The organism is Kaistia terrae, assembly GCF_026344005.1.
Taxonomy (GTDB): domain Bacteria; phylum Pseudomonadota; class Alphaproteobacteria; order Rhizobiales; family Kaistiaceae; genus Kaistia; species Kaistia terrae.
In genome coordinates this window covers 98,026-120,326 of record NZ_JAPKNH010000012.1, presented here as the reverse complement: position 1 = coordinate 120,326, position 22,301 = coordinate 98,026, and the positions used below count along the sequence as shown (strand labels likewise).

Genomic DNA, 22,301 nt, shown 5'->3' with positions numbered 1-22,301 from the left:
CAGAAAGAATATTTTTGTTCAATATCAATGGTATACGACGATCTCAACGATCACTTAAATTCGGAAAATCGCGGTATTTGGCCAGCAAGCGCACGATGTTGTCACGCCCTGTAGGCCGTAGCAGTTTTATCGGAGACGGCACTAAATCGACGGGAGCAACGGGAAAGCTCTTAGCCTTAAAGGCACGCGGGTCCGATCGCTCATCCAGTTGCTGCAGGGTTGTCTTATACTTACCGAAGAATTCCTGAAGAACCGATCCCGACAAAGCCCGAGCAGCCTTTTCCACCATGTCCTTGTCTCTAGGAAAGATCGACATTATAGAGTTCATTTGCAGATTGTTTACGAAATGAAGTGCGCAGTTATATTTGTGAGGACGAAAGATATTTCGAAATCCGGTTTCGGATAGCGTGCCCAACCCGTGAATATTGTTCACGGCTATCAATTCGATGTACATATTTATACTGGGAGCGAAATCGTCGTCGGGATATTCTGTTATTATGAACTTGACTAACGATGCCATTCTTCTGCTGACATCGCCGTCGAGATGCTGATTCTCCAGATAGAATAGATCCTATTCTGTAATAATTCTAACTAGATCCAGCGAAATTTCGCGTGCATTCCCAAGCCCAATCGCATTTGTTTCGGCCAACATAAATCTATAAAACATTATGTCGGAAGACAGTCTTCTCTGCCTTTCATTCGTTGGCCACCTCAAGAACGAGCAGATCTCAAAGAGGGCACGTGCACGCACTTCGGCATCTTGGGACGAAGAGCACGTCAGAGTCTTGATCCAAGAACTGACTTTGGCGGCTGTCGGCTTGCGCCACGTTGGCGTCCTTGCGGGAAGAGAATCGAAACTCAACTATGCCGCAGCGGTTGAGCTTCGCTAGCGCCATTTCTTCGACGACGCGCCGGGTGTTCGGTGCCACATCGCAGAACAGGTGCATTCAACTCATGGCAAAAGTGGTCAACTGCCATGAGTTGCGGCTCGCCAGCCTCATCCTGCCCCTGCTTAGGCTTGTTCGGCACAGGATCTCAGTTCGGCGACGCGTTCGTCTCACGATTGGATGCGGCGGTGACATAACCAGCCAGAGGAACGCCGGCGTTGTGCTGAGCGTGGCGGAGTAAAATCCGGCCAGTGGACTAGGTTGCTCTCTTTGGGGGCGGCCGGGGATGTTTGCCGTGGAGAGCTATGCCGCCGTTCGGCGCTTCGTGTTCATTGAGGGTCACAGCCACCGGGAGGCGGCACGGGTGTTCGGGCTGAACCGTGAGCGGTGGCGAAGATGTGCCGGTTCTCGCTGCCGCCGGGCTACACGCGAACGAAGCCGGTCGGGAAGCCGAAGCTGGGGCCGCTTCTGCCGGCCATCGACGGCATCCTGAAGGCGGACCAGGCTGCGCCGGTGAAGCAGCGGCACAGCGCCAAGCGCATCTTCGAGCGGCTGCGCGACGAGCACAGCTTTGCTGGCGGATACACGGTCGTGAAGGATTATGTGCGGATCTGCCGTGCGCGCGGTCGGGAGACGTTCGTGCCGCTGGCGCATCCGCCCGGTCACGCGCAGGTTGATTTTGGCGAGGCTGTCGCCATCGTCGGCGGGGTACGCCAGAAGATCCACTTCTTCTGCATGGACGTGCCGCAGTCGGATGCGTGCTTCGTAAAGGCGTATCCGCGCGAGACGACAGAGGCGTTCCTCGACGGCCATGTCTCGGCGTTTGCATTCTTCGACGGCGTGCCGCTGTCGATCCTTTACGACAACCTCAAGATCGCGGTCGCGAAGATCTGCGGCGACGGGGAGCGCGAGCGCACGCGCGCCTTTACTGAACTGGTCAGTCATTATCTGTTCCAGGACCGCTTCGGACGCCCAGCCAAGGGCAACGACAAGGGCAAGGTCGAAGGGCTGGTGAAGTTCTCCCGGGCCAACTTCATGGTGCCCATTCCGCAAGTGGCGAGCTTCGAGGCGCTGAACGCCATGCTCGAAGATCGCTGCCGTTGCCGTCAGGGCGAACGCGCCGGCCGACATAGCGAGACCATCGGTGAGCGGCTGGTGGCGGATAGTGCGGCGCTACGCGCCCTCCCGGCGGTGCCGCTGGAGCCATGCGAGAAGCGCGCAGCGCGGGTTTCGTCGATGGCGCTCGTCCGCTACCGGACGAACGACTACTCGGTGCCGACGGCCTACGGCTTCCAGGACGTCGTGGTGAAGGGCTTTGTCGACGAGGTCGTTATCCTGTGCGGCGGCAGGGAGATCGCCCGGCACCCGCGGTCCTACGGCGAGGGTGTGTTCGTCTCCAACCCGCTGCACTATCTGGCGCTCATCGAGATGAAGCCCAATGCGCTCGATCAGGCCGCCGCGCTGCAGGGCTGGGAGTTGCCCGAGGTGTTTCAGCGTCTGCGACACCTGCCTGGAGGCGCGGATGGGGAACCGTGGCAAGCGCGAGTTTATCCAGGTCCTGCGGCTGCTGGAAGCAATGCCCAAGGACGTCGTCACGTTCGCGGTCACCGAGGCGATCCATATCGGCGCCGCCGGCTTCGACGCGGTCAGGCTGATCGCGCTGGCGCGCATCGAGCGCCGACCCGCCCGGCTCGACCTTGCCGCCTATCCACACCTGCCGAAGATGGACGTGAAGACCACATCCGCCGCCGACTATGCGGTGCTCGCGGCATGACCGGGACGACCAGCGACACGATGCCGATGGGGACCATGAGCGGCACGCCCCAGGTCCTGCTCGCGCACCATCTCAAGCAGCTGAAGTTGCCGACGGTGCTGCGCGAGTACGAGAAGGTGGCCAGAGAGTGCGCCCAGGGCGGTATCGACCATCCCCGTTACCTGCTCCGGCTGATCGAGCTCGAACTGATCGACCGTGAACGCCGGACGGTGGAACGGCGGATCCGGGCGGCCCGGTTCCCGGCGGTGAAGAGCATCGACACGTTCGACTTCACTGCAATCCCCGGCCTCAACAAGATGCTCGTCCTCGAGCTTGCCCGCTGCGAGTACATCCTCCGGCGCGAGAACATCATCGCGCTGGGCAACAGCGGCACGGGCAAGACCCATGTTGCCCTCGCGCTTGGTCTGGCGGCCTGCCAGAAGGGGTTCACGGTCGCGTTTACGACCGCCGCCGCGCTGGTCAGCCAGTTGCTGGAAGCCCGCGACGAACGGCGCCTCCTCAAGCTCCAGCGCGACCTGGCATCGGTGAAGCTGCTCATCATCGACGAACTCGGCTATGTGCCGCTGTCATCGACCGGCGCAGAGCTGCTGTTCGAGACCTTCTCGCAACGCTACGAGCGCGGCTCCACCATCGTCACATCTAGCCTGCCGTTCGAGGACTGGACACAGGTGCTGGGCTCGGAACGCCTCACCGGCGCGCTGCTCGACCGGCTCACGCACCACGTCAGCATCCTGACCATGAATGGCGACAGCTACCGGCTAAAGCAGTCCGCCGGCCGCCGCCGCGCCACTGCCGGAAGGGCGGAGCAAAACCAAGCCACAGAGATCGTCGACCCTGATACCGGCGAGATCACAACACCCTGATCCCGAACGCCGCCACGATATGCAAAGGGCCCCGATCGGGCCCCTTTGCATATCGTCATGCCATCGCCAGCAATGGCCTGCTTTTACTCCGCCACGCTGGCCTGGAATCCGACCGGCGTTGACACACGATAAATCGCAAAACTACTCTAGGCAGATAAAGTTCCTCCCTGCGAAATGTGGCTGCTGCTCGCCGGACAGTAAGCTCAGAAGCCGCCAGACGTAGAGGCAATCGACCTCCTCGCGGTAGATGCCTCGCCGGAGCGCGAGGCCGGAGACATCCAGTCAATCCTGGCCTATCGAGCGCCTTCAGTTGGGCCGTCGCTACATCCAATCCTATAGGATTGCCAACGTCGGACAGCATGCCTGGTGGCTCGACTAAACCCAGCCACCGTCGATCACGTATGACTGATTGCTGCATCCGGATGCCTCGTCACACGCGAACAACAGTACGGGCCTAGCAATATTCTCAACCTGGAGCTTGCGATTGAGACATTGCCCTTGCATTAGATCGGCGTCGCCCTCCGGAGTGAGGTACATGCGATACTGTCAGGCGTTAGTAGTCGACACCAAGAATGCAATCATCCCTATACACTGTTCGTACAATGACACCGTATCAGCTATCGAGCGAGACGGGTGAGGCGTCGCCGCACTTCGTTTAGCGGCAACCTACAGCGCGGATGTGTCAATAGCCTGCCTAGACCGCCATGTAGACGATCGAAGCCTACATGATTGCCGTCCGTAAGCTGGTCAAAAAGCCATAACACGCCGTGCATGTCGATCTGCTCGGCAACCGCGAGTTCGCGTAGGGTGCCGTCGCCGGTCAGTAGCTCCCAACCTCGAGACTCGGCGATGGCGAATGCGAAGCTATCCGGCACTGAGAGCCGGCTATGCCGACGATTGATGGTGGTCGCGCGCCGCAACTCTGCGGGTGTCAATTCTTCCATTCGTAAGCCGAGCCGTAACAGGCTGTCGCCGAGCTCCCCAGCGAGCTCCCTTGTGTAGAGGAGATCAGGCACGGCAAACTCGAACGGTAACAGAAACATAGCCTCGAGCAGATCAGCCCGTTCGAGGTCGATCAGGACCGAAGTATCTGAGACGAGAATGGCCACAGGTCAAACCGCCACCTGATCCAGGCGCTTGTCGAGCTCTCTCACAGAAATGCCGAGAAGTTCGGCCGCTCGTGACTCTCCGATTACACCTTCAGCAAGCGCACGGTAGCATAGACGTTCGAAACGATGCGGCTCCTCCACTTCTGGCGCCATACTCTCGGGTTCCTCATAGGGAGCAGCCCTCCACCCTCGCTCGGCAAATATCTTGAACAACTGCGCGCATGCCGCATCGCTGATAATCCCAAGATCCTTGCAGCGATAAGCAAGCGCCTGAATGCTTACGCCGAAGCGCTTTTTTAAAGCAACCAACTCACCAATACTAATTGACGACCGGTGTGCGCCGATTTCTGCACGCAGAACGTCGGCAGGCATTAGGAATGCACCGGCGAAACGATGTGCGGCTTTCTCCTCATCAACATCTGCAGAAGGCGCAATGACCATATGTCCCAGCTCATGCGCCAGGTTGAACCTCTTACGTTCCGACCATGTACTCCGTTTGATGACAATGACGCGGGCGGCATCCCTGTCCTTGCGCCTCACCTTGGCGGCGAGGCCATCGACATTGTCGAGGTCGAGCGAAAGTACTTTGATCCCCCGCTCTTCCAGAAGCTCTGCGAGTTGGGGTATAGGATCGTTTCCTAGCCCCCAGTCCTCGCGAACCGAGCGTGCAGCGTCTTCAGCGTCACGCACATCGGCGACCGGATGAGGTGCGCTGCGCGGCTGCTCCCATTCGACACTTCGCATGTGAAGTAGATCCTCCACCGCCAGATATCGCTCCAGCATATGGATCGCGCGAGCCTCCAGCGCAGCCTCCTCTCTGGACGACGTTCCTACCTTCTTGCGAAAGTCCACGCCTTCCAGTGAAAGCTCGTCCTCGCTCAGAAGGTATTCTTCCGAGACGTGGAGCGCCCTCGCTAGCACGATCAGAACCCGCGAACTCGGCATATCCTCGTTTCGCTCATATTTGCCGATCGCCTGTGCAGACACGAGACCATTCATCGCATCCGCGAGCGCACGCAGCGAGAGGCCCGACGCCGATCGAGCGACCTTGAGCTTGTTTCCGATCATAGCAGCCTCCTTGCAATTCGCAGTTTCCAAAATTACAATTAATCTTATTTTTTGTAAACCGAAAGCTCTTGAAACGCGCTGAACCGACACCGATATTGGGAACTAGGTCGAGATATCGTCCAAATTGTAAACCGTCGTATGTCGATGCGGGAACGGCCTGTCCCGATCGCTTCGAACAGTGTCAGGCCTACGGAACCGTCATGGCTCTCACGAATACCGAGCTTCGCTACTACGACAGCAACGTACTCCGCCTGCCGGCGGATAAGCGCAAAGAATACCACGCACAGGTCGATCGGCTGATCGAGGAACTGCGCAACAGCGTCAAGGACAAAACCGAGATCAAGATCACAAAGGTCGTGAAGGCCGGCTCCTTCGCCAAGTTCACGATCCTCCGCAAGACGACTTACGATCCGGTCGATGTCGATGTGGTGTTTTACATTTCCGGCCGCGACGCGAGCAAGGAAACCCTCGATAGCCTGAGCGCCACGATCTACGAACTGCTGATCAAGATTTACCCGAACAAGTCTGTCGAGGATTTCGAGATCCAGCGCAAGGCGGCAACAGTGAAGTTCGTCGGTACAGGATTGAGTGTCGACATTGTACCGGTGATCGAAGACGAGAAACGTCCGGGCTATGGCTGGCAGTTCGACATCCACGACGGCTCGAAGCTCCAGACATGCGCGCCTAGCCAGATCCAATTCGTCCGCGACCGCAAGAACCAGGACAGCGATTTTCGGACACTGGTCCGATTGGCCAAGAAATGGCGCAACTATGCGGACATCAAGCCACTCAAGTCCTTCACCATTGAGCTGATCATGGCGCATGTGCTCGCCACAGGGGGCAAGGAGGGCAGCATTGAACAGCGCTTCCGCAACTTTCTGCTCTACATCGCTCAGTCCGGCCTCAAGGATCAGATCAGCTTTCCCGAGAACACGCTTCCGCTCGGTTCGTTCTCCGAACCGGTCGTGATCTTTGATCCGGTTTACAGCTTCAATAACGTCACCAGCCGAATTTCTGAGGTGGAGCGGCAGGAGATCGTCGCGGCGGCGCAGGAAGCCTGGGAGACGGTGAACTTCGCGTCGGTCGAGGACGATGATGCAGTCTGGAAAGAGGTCTTCGGTCCGGGCTTCAAGGCGGAGGACTGACATGAGCCAGACGAAGACAGCTTCGGCCACATATACGACAACCGATATCGAAAACGTCGTCCGGCGCGTGCGGGCCGATCTCGCGATGATCGCGGACAGCACCGGGGCATGGACGCCTCAGCAGGCGGCCGATTACGCTCATGATGTCGCGGTGCTCGCCAAAGGAGGCTATCTTGCCTGGGTTGACGTGACCCTGCTGCAAAATGGCATCGAGCTGAAGGCCGTTCGCTTCGATGTCGATACCGATGCTGGAACGCTGAGTACCAGCCGGCCCGGTGGCGTGCTGTGGCCGCGTGTTGCCAGTGCCGATCTGCGGATCGTGATCAGCTACACCGCTGCCTACACGGGCGCGGCGCGCGAGGCGACGCGGAGCAAGCTCAAGATCGGCTGGACCACTTCCCATGCCGACACCAGCCATTCCAGCCTAAATTCGTCCGGCGGCCGCAATTATGTCAGCAGCACCTACGGGATGCAGAGGAAGGATTGGGCCGCATGAGCCAGCCGAGCATTTTTGACAGCGAGACGGCGCTTCCGAGCGACAACTTGGCTAAGCGCGAGAAGACCTTGCTTGGCTTCGATCAACGCTACGACCGCGTTCACGACCAACTTCGGCTCCTTCTGAACGTTGGAGAGCTCGACGAGTGGAACAAGAAACACCATGGTGGCACTCTCGGGCTGTGCGATCTCGTCGCCGAGCAGTATCCGCTGGTCATCTTCCACGGCGATGTTGGCACCGGTAAGACGGCTATGGCGGAATGCATCGCCAACCGCCTGGTGGCCGAGGCACGCAGTTCGGATTCAATGCTGTTCAAGCTGTCGAACCGGGTGCGCGGCAATGGCATGGTCGGCGAGATGGGCACCCTGATTGCCGAAGCCTTCCGAACGGTCACGAAGTCGGTCGGAAAAAGCAGACGCGCGATCCTGATCATTGATGAAGGCGACAGCCTAGCGGCGTCCCGCGCGCAGGATCACAGCCACCATGAGGACAAGGTTGCGGTGAACACCCTGATCCAGGGCATTGACGATCTCAGGCAGTATGGCGGCCGAATCATCGTGATCCTCTGCACCAACCGCCTGTCGGTTCTCGATCCGGCCCTGCTCCGGCGAGCCGCCATCATTGAGACGTTCGCCCGCCCCAGCGATGCTGAACGCCAACAGCTTCTCCAGATGGACCTTGCCGGCCTCGGACTTCCGCAGTCCCAACTCGTCGAGTTGACGCGGCTGACCGGCGCCCGGGATAGCCGTCCGGCCTGGACATACTCTGACATTCGCACACGGCTCTATCCTGCTGCACTCGCAAGGGCGTACCCCGACCGCGCCCTGAGCTTCGCGGACCTATCGACGGTAGCGTCCACCCTTCACGCGTCTCCTGTCATGGAGGACAAATAGTGGCTCGGTCTCCCCTGTTCGGCCGCCGCATCCACATTTCCGGCAGTGTCGTAAACGATCTGACGCTCGCGCCGACGGCCGATGTTGAGGCAGCGCGCGAATTGATCGCCCTCCTGGTCAAGGAGCTCGTGAAACGTGGCGCCAACTTCGTCATTCCCGTCGATGCCGAACCCAAGCGGAACGTCGATGGGATGCCTGTCTGCTTCGACTGGCTAGTCTGGAGGACGGTGAAGGACAACCTCATTCATCGGCCCCAGAACGTGCCCGGACCGTTCATCGTCGCCGTGCAGCACCACAAGACCGAGGAACAAATTCCCGATGAATACCTCGACCTGTGGGACGAGCTCCGTGCGTCCCAGTTGATCAAAATTGAGAGCGCAGCCTATTGGAACATGAACAGCAAACGCATGGAGGCGCAGGCGCGCTTCGGCGACGTGCTGATCGCACTCGGCGGCGACGAAGGGGTTTTGTATCTGGCGAACCTCTATCACGATGCTGGCAAGCCGATCATACCGCTCAACCTTCCGATTGGCGCCGAAACCAAGGGCGCGCGCCGGCTCTATGCATTCGGCCTCGCAAGTGCTCAAACGCGTCGCCTGTTCCAGATCGCCGATGACGGTGATGCGCATGACTGGATCAACCGTATCGGCTTTCCCAAACGGCAGAGCATTCCCGATCGCGTCTCAGCGGTTGTCGATCTGCTCGAATCTCTCGACCGCCCCAAGGCGTTCGCCGTGCGTTTGCTGAACCCCGACCACGAGGACTACACAAACGTGCAGGATTTCTTCGACGTGGTGGCAAAACCGGTTTTGGAAGGGGAACTTGGCTATCGTCTGATCGTTATCGACGGACGACAGACCTATGACCACGCCCGGATCGATCAGGAGATATTCGCCAAGCTCCATCGCAGCAGCGTCGTGCTCGCTGACATCACTGGCGCCCGGCCAAACTGCTTTCTTGAATTGGGCTATGCGCTCGGGCGCGGCCTACCCACAATGGTCACAGCACGAGAAGGTGCAAACCTGCCGTTCGACATCGCTACGTTCGCCGGTCATCACTGGAAAGCGAGCGGCAGCGCCGACGATCGGAGGCGGGCGTTCCTCGAGCATTGGACCGCGATCCGTAATCGTCCGACGCTTGTTCCCACGGAGCCCCTGATCTCATGAACAGCCCTCGCGAAGTCTTCATTTCAGTCGATGTCGAGACTGCGGGGCCGATCCCGGGCGAATACAGTCTGCTGTCGATCGGCGCCTGCTCCGCTTTCGATCCAGACAACGGCTTCACCGTCGAGGTCAAACCCATCAACGACAAGTTCGACCCGAAAGCGCTAGAAGTGACCGGGCTTTCTATGGAAGAGCTGCGCGGGCGGGGGCTCGAGCCCGAAGCTGCGATGAAGACGTTTTCGAGTTGGTTGGCGACGCTGGCTGGCCCCGATGACGCGCTCGTCTTCGTCGGGTTCAACGCACCGTTCGACTGGTCTTTCGTGAACTATTATTTCCATCGATTCTCAGGAGCAAACCCGTTCGGCTTCACAGCTTTGGATATCAAGGCGCTGTACATGGGCGCGATGCGCTGCTCTTGGCGCGACACGCGCTCTAGCAGGATCGCGGAGCATCTCAAGCCTGCTCTTTCTGGTACACACGACGCTCTGTGCGATGCGCGCTACCAAGCAGAGATATTTCGTCTGATATGGCGCGATCTATTGGCGCACCAATAAGCGATCTAGTTTGGCATAGTGATGTCGAGCGTATCGATTTGGCTATCCAATTCGGCCCTCATGATCGCGCACATCAAAGCGCCATTCGAGCAGCCGCCTTCAGCGTCAATTCAAGAGTGCTCGTCGACTACGATACCAACTGTCTTTTAGATCTATCGCTTTCGAAAATAGATCCAACTGCGCGCCACATACTCGTTTAGCGTGCAGTACCAAGTGTCTTGATGATCATGAAATCGCGACCGAACAAGCTGCCCGAAGAACCTCGCCGACATTTCATGCGGATCCCCATTGGGATAAAGCCGAGAACAAGCATCCCAGATAGGTTGGAGCGGAGTTCCGCCCCAATTGGCGCCAGGCAACCAGCTGGCCACGTGAACTTCATCCTGCCTCTGACTTTCGATAAGCGCGTCCACGTAAGCCTCAGCCGCTTGTAAGTCTGCTATACTCATACGATCTCTGATTTGGCGGAAGTAGTGCGCGAATTTTGCAGACCTTGCTGCTAGAGGCTTGTCGTCAGTCGTCAACAGCATCAATTTCCACCCTGTTACCACCCGACGCCCAGCTGGTCTGCCGGCAGGCCTCATTCTTTACAACTCGCCCAGGACGAGCAAGGTATCGCGGTCGCCTTGGCTCAACACTTGGTGGGATTCAATCACACACTCGGGTTGCCACACTATGCACTCCACGAGAGGCATTCCCTAGCCAACTCAGGGCAGTTCACCGCTTTTGCCATCAGCTAGCAATTAAGTGACCTTACAAGACTTAGGTCGACCGAGCGATGCATATCCCGCAATATTAGAATGGATCGATGCGCGCCCTAGTTTCCGGAGTTGAGTAACTCTGCTAATTGAAATCGAGAGCCGAACACGGCTGTGGCGGAGGACTTTGACTTGGCATTCGACCTGCACCTAGCGTTTGCCAAAGCTCACACGCTTGCTGTCGAGCTATCCCTTGTATTTGCCGACAGAAATTTCCGCGGACACTCGAGAGATTTCACCCGCTTTCTAAATGGGCCGCGCGTCCCGGGCATGATACATGCTCAATCCTATGACATCAGCGCCACGGACCGCGGGACCACCAGAACAGAGGCGATCGACTTGGTGACCCGAGAACCTATCGTCTTGTTCCTCCAAGTCAAATATCCCGGCATTGATTTTCCGAATGTGGGAAGAGCTTTCGTCGGCCCTCTGGACCATGACGACCAGCTCTCGTTGCACTTCGTCGGTGACCATACGATCGTCGGGAACGTGCTTCACCGTCGGGAGCACGCTGACAAGTGTATTGCCCGATGCGCCGATGGCCGATCACAGCAGGGATGCATAACATGCCAAGGCCAAGGCGTAACCATAAAGATTTGCTGCTAAATGCTTTCGGACCGGATGATCGTAGTCGATGTATTTGATGAGGACGACAAGCCCTTGGCCGGGGCCGTCGTAAAAGTGTTCGTCGACGGCAATTTCCTGACGGAAATCAAGACGGTTGGCGGCAGAGCAGCGATTCAAATCTCGCCGACCACCGCGCGGATCACGATTCAAGCGTCGTTCCGTGAGCTATCAGCGCATGCTGATATTGGTCCAGATGTCGAATTATGGACATTCAAACTCAAGGTTTCTCAAGCCAAACACCTCGTTATCCTGGTTCACGGAATTAATACTCGGGCGAATTGGATGACCCAGGTCGGACAGACGCTGACGCGAGCTGGCTTCGAATGCGAGCCAGCTGGTTACGGCTATTTCGGGGTCATACGTTTTTTGCTGCCGATCGACTGGTTGAGGCGATTGGCGATCCAAGTCGTTGTCTCCAAGATCGACGCGGCGATCGATATGCACAAGCCAGATCGAGTTTCAATCATCTCGCACAGCTTCGGAAGCTACGTCGTCTCCCGCATCATCGAAAAGGAATTCAGACTGAAGTGGCATCGCGTAATATTTTGCGGCAGCGTCATCCCCAACACCTTTCCGTTCCCGCAACTCACAAGCCGTTTCACCTCTCCCATCTTAAATGAGATAGGAACGCGGGATTTTTGGCCCGCTCTTGCGACGAGCGTGACTTGGGGTTACGGGTCCATCGGTTCACACGGCTATCAAGGTGCTCCTTTAGCAGAGCGATGGTATCGCGGGTTCCATCACAGCGACTTTCTGACCAAAGAGCATTGCGAGAAGGCGTGGGTGCCATTTCTGAAACGGGGCGAAGTCGTCGATGCCGACGCCCCAGACGAGCTTCCTCTGATTATGAGGATCCTGACTATCATAAAGATCAAGATGATCCTCGTCGCGATTCTTATGATATTCATCATTCTTCCGCTGATTGTCGATCGGAAATGGACTGACCAATCGGAATGGATGGAAGGCGGCTCGAATCCCGATATCCAGTGCGCGAAGCTCGCTGAGAAGTGGGAAGCCGAGAACACCTGGTATAAGCTCGACTACATGCCCACCCCAGAAGAACAGGACTGGGTGGGGCTGCGCCACGCCGTGTATCGGTATCATTGTTCTGGAACAGGTCGGCTAAAATGGCTTTCATGGCGGTACTGGTTCTAGCCGCCGCTTTCGGCTCAACGTAACGGGTTGCAGAGGTCAGTCCGCTAACTGCGGTTGAGATGCTCACGGTCCTGCATCCGCGATGAAGGCGCTAGGCCGCCCCATGCGCAGCACCCAATAAGGGTACTAGAAACCACTGATGGTAAAAGTGGTAAATTTCACGGGTCCTCCGTGGAGACATGCTTCATTTCGAGTTTAGCAACAACGGAAAGCCAGAAGCGCCCAATCTCGAGCCGGGCGGCCATACAGAGCTCGCAGCGGGCGACGTTTTTGGGCTAAGCGTGCCCAAGTATCATTGCGTGATCGGCCCGGCGGAGGACACGCTTACGCTGATGCTCCGCGGTAAGCCGCATTTCCAGAACGCATTTCTGGCTGGCGGGTCGAAATTTGAGGCTGGCTTCGCGGAAAAACGCATCGAGCGGATAATCGCGCTAGTCTAGACCTGCCCGGTAGCTCAATTGTATGTTCATACCACGTGCGATCTTCGAGAGCGGGATTAAATGTGTCACCCGACAATTGATACTATTCTCGTGTCAGCATGGTAGCGGCATTCTGGTTGATGAACTGCGACGCATTACCAGCGCCCGTAGCGAACTTCGACACGGCGGCCTTAGTGCCGACGTACTAGATTGTTCTGATGCTGAACGATTTACTAAACACAAAGCGCGCTCTATGTGAATATTAGTTCCCCCCCTAAACCTGCTCCAGTCTGTTTTACCGCTCATAACGGTCCGGCAGCTTTAGTCTTGTGATTTCAGCTGTTGGCAGCCGCTCGACACCTAGCGATCGATTGTTGGTCCATGGGAACGCGAACTGGAGCCATGGCAACTGGTTCTGCGGCTTCTGGGTCGGGCTGCTGCTGGCGTCCTACCCGCACACAAGGGACGAGAAGTTCCTGGCGCTGGCGCGCGAACGAATGCTGCTTGTCGAGTAGCGGGCCGAGGACGGCAACACGCACGACATCGGCTTCATCTTCCTGAGTTCGACGATGCCGTTCTACCGCATCACCGGCGAACGCCACTATCGCGACATCGCGCTGCGCGCCGCCGCCCGCCTGCGCGACCGGCTGGTCGTCACCTACATCTCGTCCTGGGGGCCGATGAACGACCCGCGCGTGCGCGCCAGTTCTGCGATCGACACGATGGCGAATATCCCCCTGCTCTATTGGGCAGCGACCGAAAGCGGCGACGCCAGCTTCATGCTCGCCGCCGAGGCGCATGCTGACAGACCGCGCCTTCACGCGCCCAGACCTGCCGCTCTATCACGCGGGTCGAATATGACACGACGAGCGGCGATCGGCTGAAGGGCTACACCTATCAGGGCCAGCACGATGAATCGCCCTGGTCGCGCGGCACGGGATGGTCGGTCTACGGACTGGCGGCAACGGCCGGCGCGACCGGAGACAGCCATTATCTCAACCGTGGCGAGATCGTCGCCGGCAAATGGTTGGATCAGCTCGGCGGGGCCATCGTGCCGCCCTGGGATTTCGCCGATACGTCTCCAGACGCCCCGCTGGATACATCCGCGACCGCCATCATGACGGCCGGCCCGCTTGATCTGGCGCGGTTGCATCCCGATCCGGCCGCCAGGCAGAAATGGCAGCAGACGGCAGAGCGCCTGCTCACCGGCCTCTGCACGGACTATCTGGCGACATCACCCGAGCATCGCGGTCTGTTGACGAAGGGCTGTTATTCGAAGCCGCACAATATCGGCGTGCAGTGGCCAGTCATGTTCGGCGATTATTTCTTCGTCGAAGCCCTGGTGCGGATAATGATGCCCGGCACCTTCAGCATCCAGCATAACCAACTCGCCGTATAGAGATGGCAACGAGCGCGGCAATAGCTGCGCTCCTTGCCGGCTTGGTCGTGTCGGAGGCCGTAGCATAGGCTCATTCGCGCAGGGACGTCTGAACTAAGAATTCGGCCTTGCTGTTAGTCCGGGGCAACTGAGAGCAGCGTCACCTGGTGGGGCCGAGGGCTGCGACCCGAACGGCCGCGCCAGGTGCTCGCCGCACACGACATGGCGATGGTACTTGGAGCTCAATGAGACAATGGTCAGCTTTGAGCGTCCGCAAAAGAAAGTGAAGTTGCGTCTCCTTGAAGCTGGAGCCCCCCGCGCGAGATTTACTCTAAAGAAGGTAAGGCATTGAAATAATTGACATTATTTTTAACTTGTGCAATGATGTGTTGCGTATGGCGTCGACGTATTGATTGACCGACTGCCACGCCTTTTTTTTCACACGAGGCTTTAATGAGAGGACAACCAGCCAAAGTTCTTGGCGGTCGGGATGTTCGACGCGCGCTTAATTTGGCACGGTGCAGCCGACATCCCGACCGAAACATCGCCATTATTCTACTCACCGTCAAAGCCGGTTTACGCGCATGTGAAGTCTCCAGACTGACATGGCGTATGGTGACCGATAGCCGTGGTCGCGTCGGCACCATGATTGAGCTTCCAACTCAAGCAGCCAAAAAGGGAAGTGGTCGGCGCATTCCAATGCACCCCACCCTTCGCGACGCGCTGATCGCATTGAGGGTCGATGCAACCGACGGCCCGGTTATTCGGTCAGAGCGGTCTGGTGCGATGACCGCCGGTTCGATCGTCAATTGGTTCGCGCAGCTTTACGACGAATTAGGTCTTACCGGTTGCTCGTCGCATTCCGGTCGTCGAACGTTTGTGACACAAACCGCCCGCCTCGCAACAAAGGCCGGTGGCTCGCTACGGGATGTTCAGCTTCTGGTCGGCCACCGGTCTCTGAAAACGACACAGGGCTACATTGATGGCGACGAAGCCGCTCAGCGCCGCTTAGTTCGCCTCCTCTAGACCATCCTCGCAATCTGACATTTCGCATCCGACGGAGGCCCTCCTCCGCCGAAGACGCTTGTCTGCAAAAGGAACATATCATGAACAAATATACTTTCGACGGATCGCAGCAGCCAAAAGTTCCCCCTCGGCTTAGCCGCATTCGACGGCTGAATGACGCCTTGCGCACGAACGGTGTTGGTGGATCCGTAGTCGTGACGGATGGGATTGCCGCGCTCGGCTACGACGCGGTTCAGGCGATCGTCGCTGCCGTTGCAGCGTTCGATCGCTTCGACGCTGACAACGATCCCTATGGAGAACGCGACTTCGGCTCGCTCGAGGCAGCGGGTGAGCCGGTCTTCTTCAAGATCGACGATTACGACCGCAGCCTACGACTGCACTCCCCGGACCCGGCCGACGCGAAGCTCACCGCGCGTGTCCTGACTATTATGCTGGCCAGTGAATATTGACGGTGCAGCCTTGGCCAAGCCCGTCAAACCGCTGCCGCTGTACCAGCAGGGCGATCTCGACTGTCTCTGCGGTATCTACGCCATCGTCAACGCCGTCCGGCTTTGCCTCGGCCCCCAATCCGCACTCGATAGAACTGATTGGCAGAGGCTGTTCTTCATGCTGGCCAAGCAGGCTCACAAGCAAGTCGGCAGCCTGTCCGTTGTGACATACGGCATCGACACACGACCGCTTTGGATTCTTATCAAGGCGGCCGTGTCGCATATGGATCGACGAAACACCGTTCGGTTGACGGCTCGCCGGCCGTTCAAGAACGAGCCCGATACCGACCCAAGCACGGTGATCGCGTGGCTGGCGCGACATACGGCCAAACCTGGCACTGGCGTCATCATCGGGCTTGGCGGCGAGTTTGATCACTGGACCACGGTCTGCGCCGTCACCGGCCAGTACGTCGCCTTCTATGACAGTGCTCGGTTTAGTCGAGTCCTAATCCGGCGCTGCGAGAGGGAGGAAATCATCGAGGCGGCGTCGATCGTGGAGCTACGGTTGGACCTTCTGAAAAAGGGTAGCAGTCGTTGATCTGACCAGCCGCACGGAATTTGTGGCAGAGGGCGGATCACCGGTTTCAGCCGCCAACAGATATGCCACCGAGCGCGACGACACCTCAAAGACGACTAGTCTTGGACATCTCGTTCGGATGAAATCGCAACGACCGTCAATGTTCGTTATTGGAGCGAGTGCGTTCAATCGCCGTGACAGTACGACCAACTGCTGCGCGGATCGGATCGTCAGCAAGATGAGCGTACCTCTCGGTCATAGTCCCGCTCGAATGGCCCATCGCCTTACCCATCGAATAGAGCGTCTCGCCTGTCGAAACACCGAACGATGCGAAAGTGTGACGCAAATCGTGAAGTCGTACGCCAGCCAAATTTGCAGCTTCTCTCACGCGATCCCACGCCTTTCCCAACCCAGACGTCGGAGCATCCAGCCGACCAACACCCCGGAATGCAGGAAAAACGAAGTCACTTACACGAGGCTGGCTGCCGACGATCTCGAGGGCACTTGGCGCTAGTGCTATGCGCTTAGAGCCCGTTTTTGCCCCTGTCTTGTGGCGCGCTGGCGCAAGCAAAATGTAACAGCGATCGAAGTCAATTTCGCTCCATTTTAAGTCGACGATTTCGGATCGGCGAGCGCCAGTAAACAAGAGTAGCCGAATGATGGCGGAATAGACGGAGTGAACACGCCCCTCGGCCTCCAGCGCGTCAAGCGTGACCAGCAATTGACCCGATTCAGCTTCCGATAGAAACCTTTCCAGGCGTTGCGTTTTTGTACGCGCCACGCCCTTGGCGGGATTTGACGACACCAACTCGTGCTTGAGTGCCCATGTCAGCATGGCTTGAAAAACGTTGATCGCTCTGTTCGAGACGCCGGCTCCGCCGCGAACAATGGCTCGGCCGCGATAGCCCGTTTTTTCGTCTACTGCGGTTCGGCCGCGCTCAATGTCAGCGCGCAATTTCGACACATGCGCACTCGACATTTCACTAACCAGCCGACCGCCAACCAACGGCCGGATGTGTCGATTTAAATTGGACGCGTCCGTGACCCAACTCGATTGCCGCTTGGACGGCTTGTCAGTGGGGCCAACCGACAGATATTGATCGATCAGTTCCCCGACCGTCATTTCTCGCCGCTGCTCCATCTTCTTGCTCTGGGGATCATCTCCTTCAGCAACCGCGCGCAGAATACTCCTCGCCCTGTCACGACCGGTTTCGACGGTATATGGCGAGCCCAAAGGCCCTAGCGAAAGGAACCGTTGACGCGAGCCGATGCGGTATCGGACCAACAGTACCTTCCGACCGGTTGGGCTGACCCGCACGCCGTATCCCGTAACCGCATCATCCCAAAGGAAGATTTCCCGCTCACCAGGCGAAACCGCCAAGTCGTCAATCACACGCTTCGTCAACCGCATGGCTTCCCCAATTCGTGAGCGTATCGTGAGCGTATCGTGAGCACATCATCGGGATAAACAGGGAAAAGTCAAACGCCATAGCGATGAACAAAAAAGCTTAAACTATTGATTTTATATCTATTTATGACTTCCTAGGACTAGGCGGGATATCGCGAAAAGCCGTGACGTCGACAATTGCACTGCAGAGGTCAGGGATTCGATTCCCCTCGGCTCCACCAACACCCCGATTGACCTGAAAAGACAAGCACTTTCAGCCACTTACATGGGCGACTCGCTTAGGTGTGTACCCCGTTAGGTACCCCATCCGCGTACCCCGTCGAGGGCGCCAAGCAAGTCGCACTGCCCTTTACCGAGCCATCCAGGGGATACGCCAAGGTTGGGGAGAGTCGATATCCGCATGCTGGAAGTCGTCCCTCCGCGTTTCGACGACCGGCCAGACGGTCGTGAACCAGCGCCACGAGTTTGAGGCGGTCGCACAGCGCCATGGCTGGCAGGTGGTCGCCACCTTCGAGGATGCCGGCATCTCGGGGGCCAAGGGACGGGACAAGCGCCCGGGTCTCGACGCCATGATGAAGGCGGTGGCGCGCCGCGAGATCGACCTCTTCGCCGCGTGGAGCGTGGATCGCCTCGGCCGCTCGCTGACGGACCTTCTCACCTTCCTGGGTGAGCTTCACGCTAAGGGCGTCGACCTCTACCTGCATCAGCAGGGCCTCGACACGTCGACGCCGGCCGGCAAGGCGATGTTCCAGATGATGGGCGTGTTTGCCGAGTTCGAGCGCGAGATGATCCGCGAGCGGGTGAACGCCGGCCTCTCCCGCGCCAAGGCCTACGGCACCAAGCTCGGACGCCCCGCCAAGGGCACCGAGAAGGACCGGAAGAAGGCCGCCGAATGGGCTGGCGTCCACGCCGCCGTGCTGGAGGCGCGCACAGCCGGCAAGGGCAAGGTGAAGATCGCCAAGGAACTCGGCATCGGTGTCAGCAGGTCGACCGGATCGTCAGGGAAGCGGCACCGGCCTCGTGATGTCGCCCAAGGGATCGAGTCCACGCGTGTCCCCCGATGGTGCCACGCCCACGACTGGTTGACGGGACAGGCCATCACGGCTAGGTCGCGTCACCGGCTGTTGCCAGTCCGTTCTTGTAGTTCCGCGTCTGTCTCTCCGGGGATGGATGCCGTTTTGATTGCCGCTCCGAGGCCCTGATGATCCGACCCTGTCGCGTGCTGGGATGTGGCGCGCATACGACCCGCTACGGCACCTTCTGCCCGACCCACAAGAGCAACCTTCGCCGCCACGGACATGCCGAGCAGACGGCGGTGACCAAGGCTGAACTTGCGCCTTTCGTGGCGCTGGTGCGCAAGCGGATCGAGAAAAACGCCGACAACGCCACCTGGGCGCATTCCGAGGCACGTTGGCAGACGGTCGTGGACCATGCTCGGGCCATCCTTGGCGAGGCCAAGCGGGGCGTACCGGGGAACCGCTATGAGCGCACGGCGGCCAGCGAGGTGGTCGTCCTGGGCGAGGCCGTGACGCCGCGAGCCATCACCGAGACGGTCTTCGCGATGTATCTGCTGCAGGAGCACGACCTCAGGCGGCTGCGCTCCGATGAGGCCTTCAGGGCTCAGCTCATCCACCGCTTGCGGGGCCTCACGGAGGCCAACGTGGATGAGTGGCCGGGCGGTCGCGCCAAGCGCCTCCAACGCGACATTCCACCGAGGGCGGTCCTGATCATGGCTCAGTGGATCGGCGAGGCGCTGGGCGGGGTTGGCGTCCATCTCGCCCGGCTCGAAGCGCGCGACCGCGAGGCGCGAGCGGCAAGCGCGGCAGGGCTGGCGGAAGCGATGAGGGAATTGCAGTGATGGAAGATGTGCTCTCACTGGCCACTGCCGAGGCCTCTACAGCAATTGGGGCTGAGGATGAGCGGAGCCGTTTCGTGCCCGTGCAGCTCCTCGCCGAGCTGACGGAGAAGGCCAAGCAGCCGTCTCCCTCGCCACTGCCGGACCGATTGCCCTGGCACTCGATCAAACAGCTGCCGGAGCTGTTCCAGCCACGTGGCCTCAACGGCACCGACGAGAAGCACGTTCAGGATCTCAAGCGGGGTCTGGAGGTCAGCAAGGAGCTGGAGCCGGTTCTCGTGGCGTGGATTGGCCCAGACGCGTACCTGATCGACGGCCATCACCGGATGTTGGCCTATCAGCTTGCCCGCTGGGGAGAGCCTGTCCCTGTTGCGCCCTTCACGGGCACTGTCGACGAGGCCGTGTTGGCGGCTGGTGAGGCCAACAGCCGCGCCAAGCTGCCCATGAGCACCCGCGAACGGATGAACTACGGGTGGAGGCTCGTCCTGATGGGCAAGCTCTACACCAAGGTGATGATCGTCCAGGCAGCGGGCGTCTCGGATCGACAGGTCGCCCTTATGCGCCGTGCAGCCAAGGATCTCGGGTCTGATGCCTTTTCCTACCGGGAATGGTGGCAGGCGCAGCAGACGGCCAGGGGCATCTCCACGGAGCCGTTCACGGATGATGAGGAGCAGGCGAGGCTGGACGCGCTTGCCAATGATTGGGCCGACAGGCTTGCCAAGACCTTCAGCACGAAGCTCTCCCAGAACCCAGAGGTAGCCGCCATGGCCCTCTCCCACTACTTCGGGCGAAACCTGAAGCAGCTCGTCAGGCACCTGTCGGAGCATGTGGGTTTCGACGAAGACGAAGGCGAGGACGACATCCCCGACTTCTGACGCCTTCCCATGCACTCCTTAAGCCATGCAATTTGCATAGGCGGCACGCCAATACCCTTTCCCACGCGCCTCCCGTCAGGCATGCAGCGTCCGGATCCAGTCGTCAAAACCCGGTGACCCGGTGTCGGGCGCGTGGGAAATACGGACGGGAGCCGGAACCTGCTTCTGCCTGTCCGGAGCACGCGAGTCGCGCGGTGACTGGCCGAATTGGTGCCGGAAGGCGCGGGCGAAATGATCGCTGCGGAGAAAACCGAAGTCGGCCGCAATCTCCGAAATCCGCCTCGTCTCCTTCGGATCGGCAAGCCGCGACCGGATGCTTTCAAGCCTTCTGCCCTGGATGTAGTGCTGCACGCCGCCCTCCTTGTCGAAAAGCCGATAGAGCGTCCGCCGCGATACGCCCAGCGCATTGCAGATTGTGTCCGCAGTCAGCTTCTCCGAGCCAAGATGGGCATCGATGAAGCGCCTGGCGCGACGCAGCAGGACGAGTTCAAGGCCGGGGCGCGCGGCCTCGACATGGGCCAGCGACGGCTTGATGCACGCCGTCAGGATATCGAGGGTCGCGCGGGCAAGCGCGCCTCCATCCCCCTCCAGAAGGGTCGGAAGCCGTCGTCCCAGCAGATCCAGATACTCGGCAAGCAGCACGGCATAGGGACCTTGGGGCGCCTGACCGTGCAGGGCGCCGAGATCCGGTAGCTGCTCTTCCATCAAGGCGCGCGGCAGGAACAGGGCCAGCAGGTCGGACTGCGGTTCGTCGCTGACGAGTTCGCGCGAGAGATCGAGCACCGAGATCTGGCCCGCTCCGCCCTGGAAATCACCCTCATCCGTTCGAGCCCGCCCCCCCCCGGTCCGGTAGAGATTGAGCAGGAAGTGGTCGAGCCCGTCGCGTCGCACCTGTGACGGGCTCCGGACATAGCGTTGTGCGCCAAGCCGGGAATTGGCGAGGATCATGTCACCGAGTTGGAAGGCCTCGACCTCGGCGCTGAATTCCTCTGGCGCGCCCTCCGGTCGATCCACGTCGAAGATGACGCCGATGCTGTCCCGCCAGTCATCGAAGTCATGGGTCGAAAAGAAGGTTCGGGAGATGCCTCCGGAGTCCATTGCCCTCTCCTGACGCTGGTGACGGCACCGATCCATTTGGCACGCGCAGTCAACTATTGGCACGCGCCGGGTCTTGAGGCGAGTCCGGCACGATCTATCCTTCGCGTAGGCATATCAAACACTGGTGAACGAGCGAAGCCTGCTTGGGAGGAGCGCCGCGCATGTCGTGCAGCCCGGATGCCGTCCGGTCGATCCAGCGCATAGAGGCCTGGATGATGCGGCGTCACCCGGACCGCCTGCCGCTGTTCCGGCCAGCCGCTCAGATGGGGTCTTTGGCGAGGCTCGAAACCCAACTTGGAAAGACGATGCCATGCGAGATCCGCATGCTCTACGCCACGCATGACGGCCAGCCGGAGGGGGCGCCAAGCTTGTGCCTCAACCAGCGCTGGCTGCCGCTCGATCTGGTGCGCGTCACCTGGGAGGATTTGTGCCTGCGCTATGGCACGGGTGTTGCGGGTCCCGGAGGCGATCAGCCTCCCATCTGGTCGAGCGAATGGCTCCCTCTCTTCGGCAGCCCGCGTGGCGATCATTACTGCATGGACCTCGGCACCGTGCCGGCCGGTCGCTATGGCCGGATCATCTGGTTTCTCTACGACGACCCCCGACGTTCGGTCATCGCCGCGAGCCTCACGCAATGGCTCCTGCGGATCGCTGACGGGGTCGAGGCCGGCACCTGGCGGCTGGATGACGGTTACGACGGGCTGAGCGACTAACGGTCGAATTGGCTCGCCTCTGCACGACCAAC

Annotated in this window: 23 protein-coding genes and 1 pseudogene; 19 read left to right on the top strand and 5 right to left on the bottom strand. The window is 59.3% G+C overall.

The annotated features are described in order from the left end of the window. Positions 1 to 43: 43 nt before the first annotated feature. Entirely contained in the window at positions 44 to 316 is a 273-nt protein-coding gene (locus OSH12_RS23250; protein ID WP_266346019.1) for a hypothetical protein, read from the bottom strand. 857 nt (positions 317 to 1,173) lie between these two features. Between OSH12_RS23250 and istA the strand changes: the two are divergent. After that, positions 1,174 to 2,661 (top strand): annotated as a pseudogene (gene istA / locus OSH12_RS23245) (IS21 family transposase). Continuing rightward, positions 2,658 to 3,524 (top strand): IS21-like element helper ATPase IstB, encoded by an 867-nt coding sequence (istB, locus tag OSH12_RS23240; RefSeq protein ID WP_323180716.1) that lies wholly within the window; start codon positions 2,658 to 2,660, stop codon positions 3,522 to 3,524. The pseudogene istA and the gene istB overlap by 4 nt, the downstream one beginning before the upstream one ends. A gap of 617 nt (positions 3,525 to 4,141) precedes the next feature. Here istB and OSH12_RS23235 read toward each other — a convergent pair. Both OSH12_RS23235 and OSH12_RS23230 read right to left on the bottom strand, forming a co-directional pair. Next, entirely contained in the window at positions 4,142 to 4,633 is a 492-nt protein-coding gene (locus OSH12_RS23235; RefSeq protein WP_266346018.1) for a PIN domain-containing protein, read from the bottom strand. Between the two features lie 3 nt (positions 4,634 to 4,636). Continuing rightward, positions 4,637 to 5,701, bottom strand: coding sequence for a helix-turn-helix domain-containing protein (locus OSH12_RS23230; RefSeq protein ID WP_266346017.1), 1,065 nt, complete (start codon positions 5,699 to 5,701; stop codon positions 4,637 to 4,639). 68 nt (positions 5,702 to 5,769) lie between these two features. Between OSH12_RS23230 and OSH12_RS23225 the strand changes: the two genes are divergently transcribed. From OSH12_RS23225 to OSH12_RS23165, 13 genes are all read left to right on the top strand, one after another. Further along, complete coding sequence (locus OSH12_RS23225; RefSeq protein WP_266346016.1) at positions 5,770 to 6,846, top strand: CBASS oligonucleotide cyclase; 1,077 nt, start codon at positions 5,770 to 5,772, stop codon at positions 6,844 to 6,846. 1 nt (position 6,847) lies between these two features. Next, positions 6,848 to 7,342 carry an HORMA-1 domain-containing protein gene (locus OSH12_RS23220; protein ID WP_266346015.1) on the top strand — a complete coding sequence of 165 codons (495 nt, stop codon included), beginning with the start codon at positions 6,848 to 6,850 and terminating at the stop codon, positions 7,340 to 7,342. Continuing rightward, positions 7,339 to 8,235, top strand: coding sequence for an AAA family ATPase (locus tag OSH12_RS23215; RefSeq protein WP_266346014.1), 897 nt, complete (start codon positions 7,339 to 7,341; stop codon positions 8,233 to 8,235). The genes OSH12_RS23220 and OSH12_RS23215 overlap by 4 nt, the downstream gene beginning before the upstream one ends. Next, the gene (locus OSH12_RS23210) at positions 8,235 to 9,401 is read left to right on the top strand and encodes a hypothetical protein (protein WP_266346013.1); all 1,167 of its coding nucleotides are present in this window, start codon (positions 8,235 to 8,237) and stop codon (positions 9,399 to 9,401) included. The genes OSH12_RS23215 and OSH12_RS23210 overlap by 1 nt, the downstream gene beginning before the upstream one ends. Then, the gene (locus OSH12_RS23205; protein ID WP_266346012.1) at positions 9,398 to 9,952 is read left to right on the top strand and encodes a 3'-5' exonuclease; all 555 of its coding nucleotides are present in this window, start codon (positions 9,398 to 9,400) and stop codon (positions 9,950 to 9,952) included. Before OSH12_RS23210 ends, OSH12_RS23205 begins: the two co-directional genes overlap by 4 nt. A 1,379-nt stretch (positions 9,953 to 11,331) precedes the next feature. Further along, a complete protein-coding gene (locus tag OSH12_RS23200) occupies positions 11,332 to 12,492 on the top strand; it encodes a lipase family protein (RefSeq protein WP_266346011.1) in 1,161 nt (386 codons plus the stop codon). Positions 12,493 to 12,671: 179 nt separating this feature from the next. Next, a complete protein-coding gene (locus OSH12_RS23195; protein ID WP_266346010.1) occupies positions 12,672 to 12,932 on the top strand; it encodes a hypothetical protein in 261 nt (86 codons plus the stop codon). 353 nt (positions 12,933 to 13,285) lie between these two features. Continuing rightward, positions 13,286 to 13,426, top strand: a complete 141-nt coding sequence (locus OSH12_RS23190) for a hypothetical protein (protein ID WP_266346009.1) — start codon at positions 13,286 to 13,288, stop codon at positions 13,424 to 13,426. 54 nt (positions 13,427 to 13,480) lie between these two features. Further along, positions 13,481 to 13,795, top strand: a complete 315-nt coding sequence (locus OSH12_RS23185) for a hypothetical protein (RefSeq protein ID WP_266346008.1) — start codon at positions 13,481 to 13,483, stop codon at positions 13,793 to 13,795. Positions 13,796 to 13,938: 143 nt separating this feature from the next. Next, a complete protein-coding gene (locus OSH12_RS23180; RefSeq protein ID WP_266346007.1) occupies positions 13,939 to 14,310 on the top strand; it encodes a hypothetical protein in 372 nt (123 codons plus the stop codon). Between the two features lie 432 nt (positions 14,311 to 14,742). After that, positions 14,743 to 15,315 carry a tyrosine-type recombinase/integrase gene (locus OSH12_RS23175; protein WP_266346006.1) on the top strand — a complete coding sequence of 191 codons (573 nt, stop codon included), beginning with the start codon at positions 14,743 to 14,745 and terminating at the stop codon, positions 15,313 to 15,315. A gap of 80 nt (positions 15,316 to 15,395) precedes the next feature. Next, positions 15,396 to 15,764, top strand: coding sequence for a DUF3768 domain-containing protein (locus OSH12_RS23170; protein ID WP_266346005.1), 369 nt, complete (start codon positions 15,396 to 15,398; stop codon positions 15,762 to 15,764). A 10-nt stretch (positions 15,765 to 15,774) separates the two neighbouring features. After that, a complete protein-coding gene (locus OSH12_RS23165) occupies positions 15,775 to 16,341 on the top strand; it encodes a hypothetical protein (protein ID WP_266346004.1) in 567 nt (188 codons plus the stop codon). Between the two features lie 136 nt (positions 16,342 to 16,477). Here OSH12_RS23165 and OSH12_RS23160 read toward each other — a convergent pair whose 3' ends face one another. Continuing rightward, complete coding sequence (locus OSH12_RS23160) at positions 16,478 to 17,731, bottom strand: site-specific integrase (protein ID WP_266346003.1); 1,254 nt, start codon at positions 17,729 to 17,731, stop codon at positions 16,478 to 16,480. Between the two features lie 281 nt (positions 17,732 to 18,012). Between OSH12_RS23160 and OSH12_RS23155 the strand changes: the two genes are divergently transcribed. From OSH12_RS23155 to OSH12_RS23145, 3 genes are read left to right on the top strand one after another with little or no spacing between them, the layout of a single operon-like run. Then, positions 18,013 to 18,930 (top strand): recombinase family protein, encoded by a 918-nt coding sequence (locus OSH12_RS23155; protein ID WP_266346002.1) that lies wholly within the window; start codon positions 18,013 to 18,015, stop codon positions 18,928 to 18,930. Continuing rightward, positions 18,930 to 19,586 carry a hypothetical protein gene (locus OSH12_RS23150; RefSeq protein ID WP_266346001.1) on the top strand — a complete coding sequence of 219 codons (657 nt, stop codon included), beginning with the start codon at positions 18,930 to 18,932 and terminating at the stop codon, positions 19,584 to 19,586. The genes OSH12_RS23155 and OSH12_RS23150 overlap by 1 nt, the downstream gene beginning before the upstream one ends. Next, on the top strand, positions 19,586 to 20,458 hold the full coding sequence (locus tag OSH12_RS23145) for a ParB/RepB/Spo0J family partition protein (RefSeq protein ID WP_266346000.1): 873 nt from the start codon (positions 19,586 to 19,588) through the stop codon (positions 20,456 to 20,458). The genes OSH12_RS23150 and OSH12_RS23145 overlap by 1 nt, the downstream gene beginning before the upstream one ends. Before the next feature lie 75 nt (positions 20,459 to 20,533). On the opposite strand, the gene OSH12_RS23140 is transcribed toward OSH12_RS23145, so the two are convergent. Further along, complete coding sequence (locus OSH12_RS23140; protein ID WP_266345999.1) at positions 20,534 to 21,556, bottom strand: helix-turn-helix domain-containing protein; 1,023 nt, start codon at positions 21,554 to 21,556, stop codon at positions 20,534 to 20,536. Positions 21,557 to 21,717: 161 nt separating this feature from the next. On the opposite strand from OSH12_RS23140, the gene OSH12_RS23135 reads away from it, so the two are divergent. Further along, complete coding sequence (locus OSH12_RS23135; RefSeq protein ID WP_266345998.1) at positions 21,718 to 22,269, top strand: SMI1/KNR4 family protein; 552 nt, start codon at positions 21,718 to 21,720, stop codon at positions 22,267 to 22,269. Positions 22,270 to 22,301: the final 32 nt, after the last annotated feature.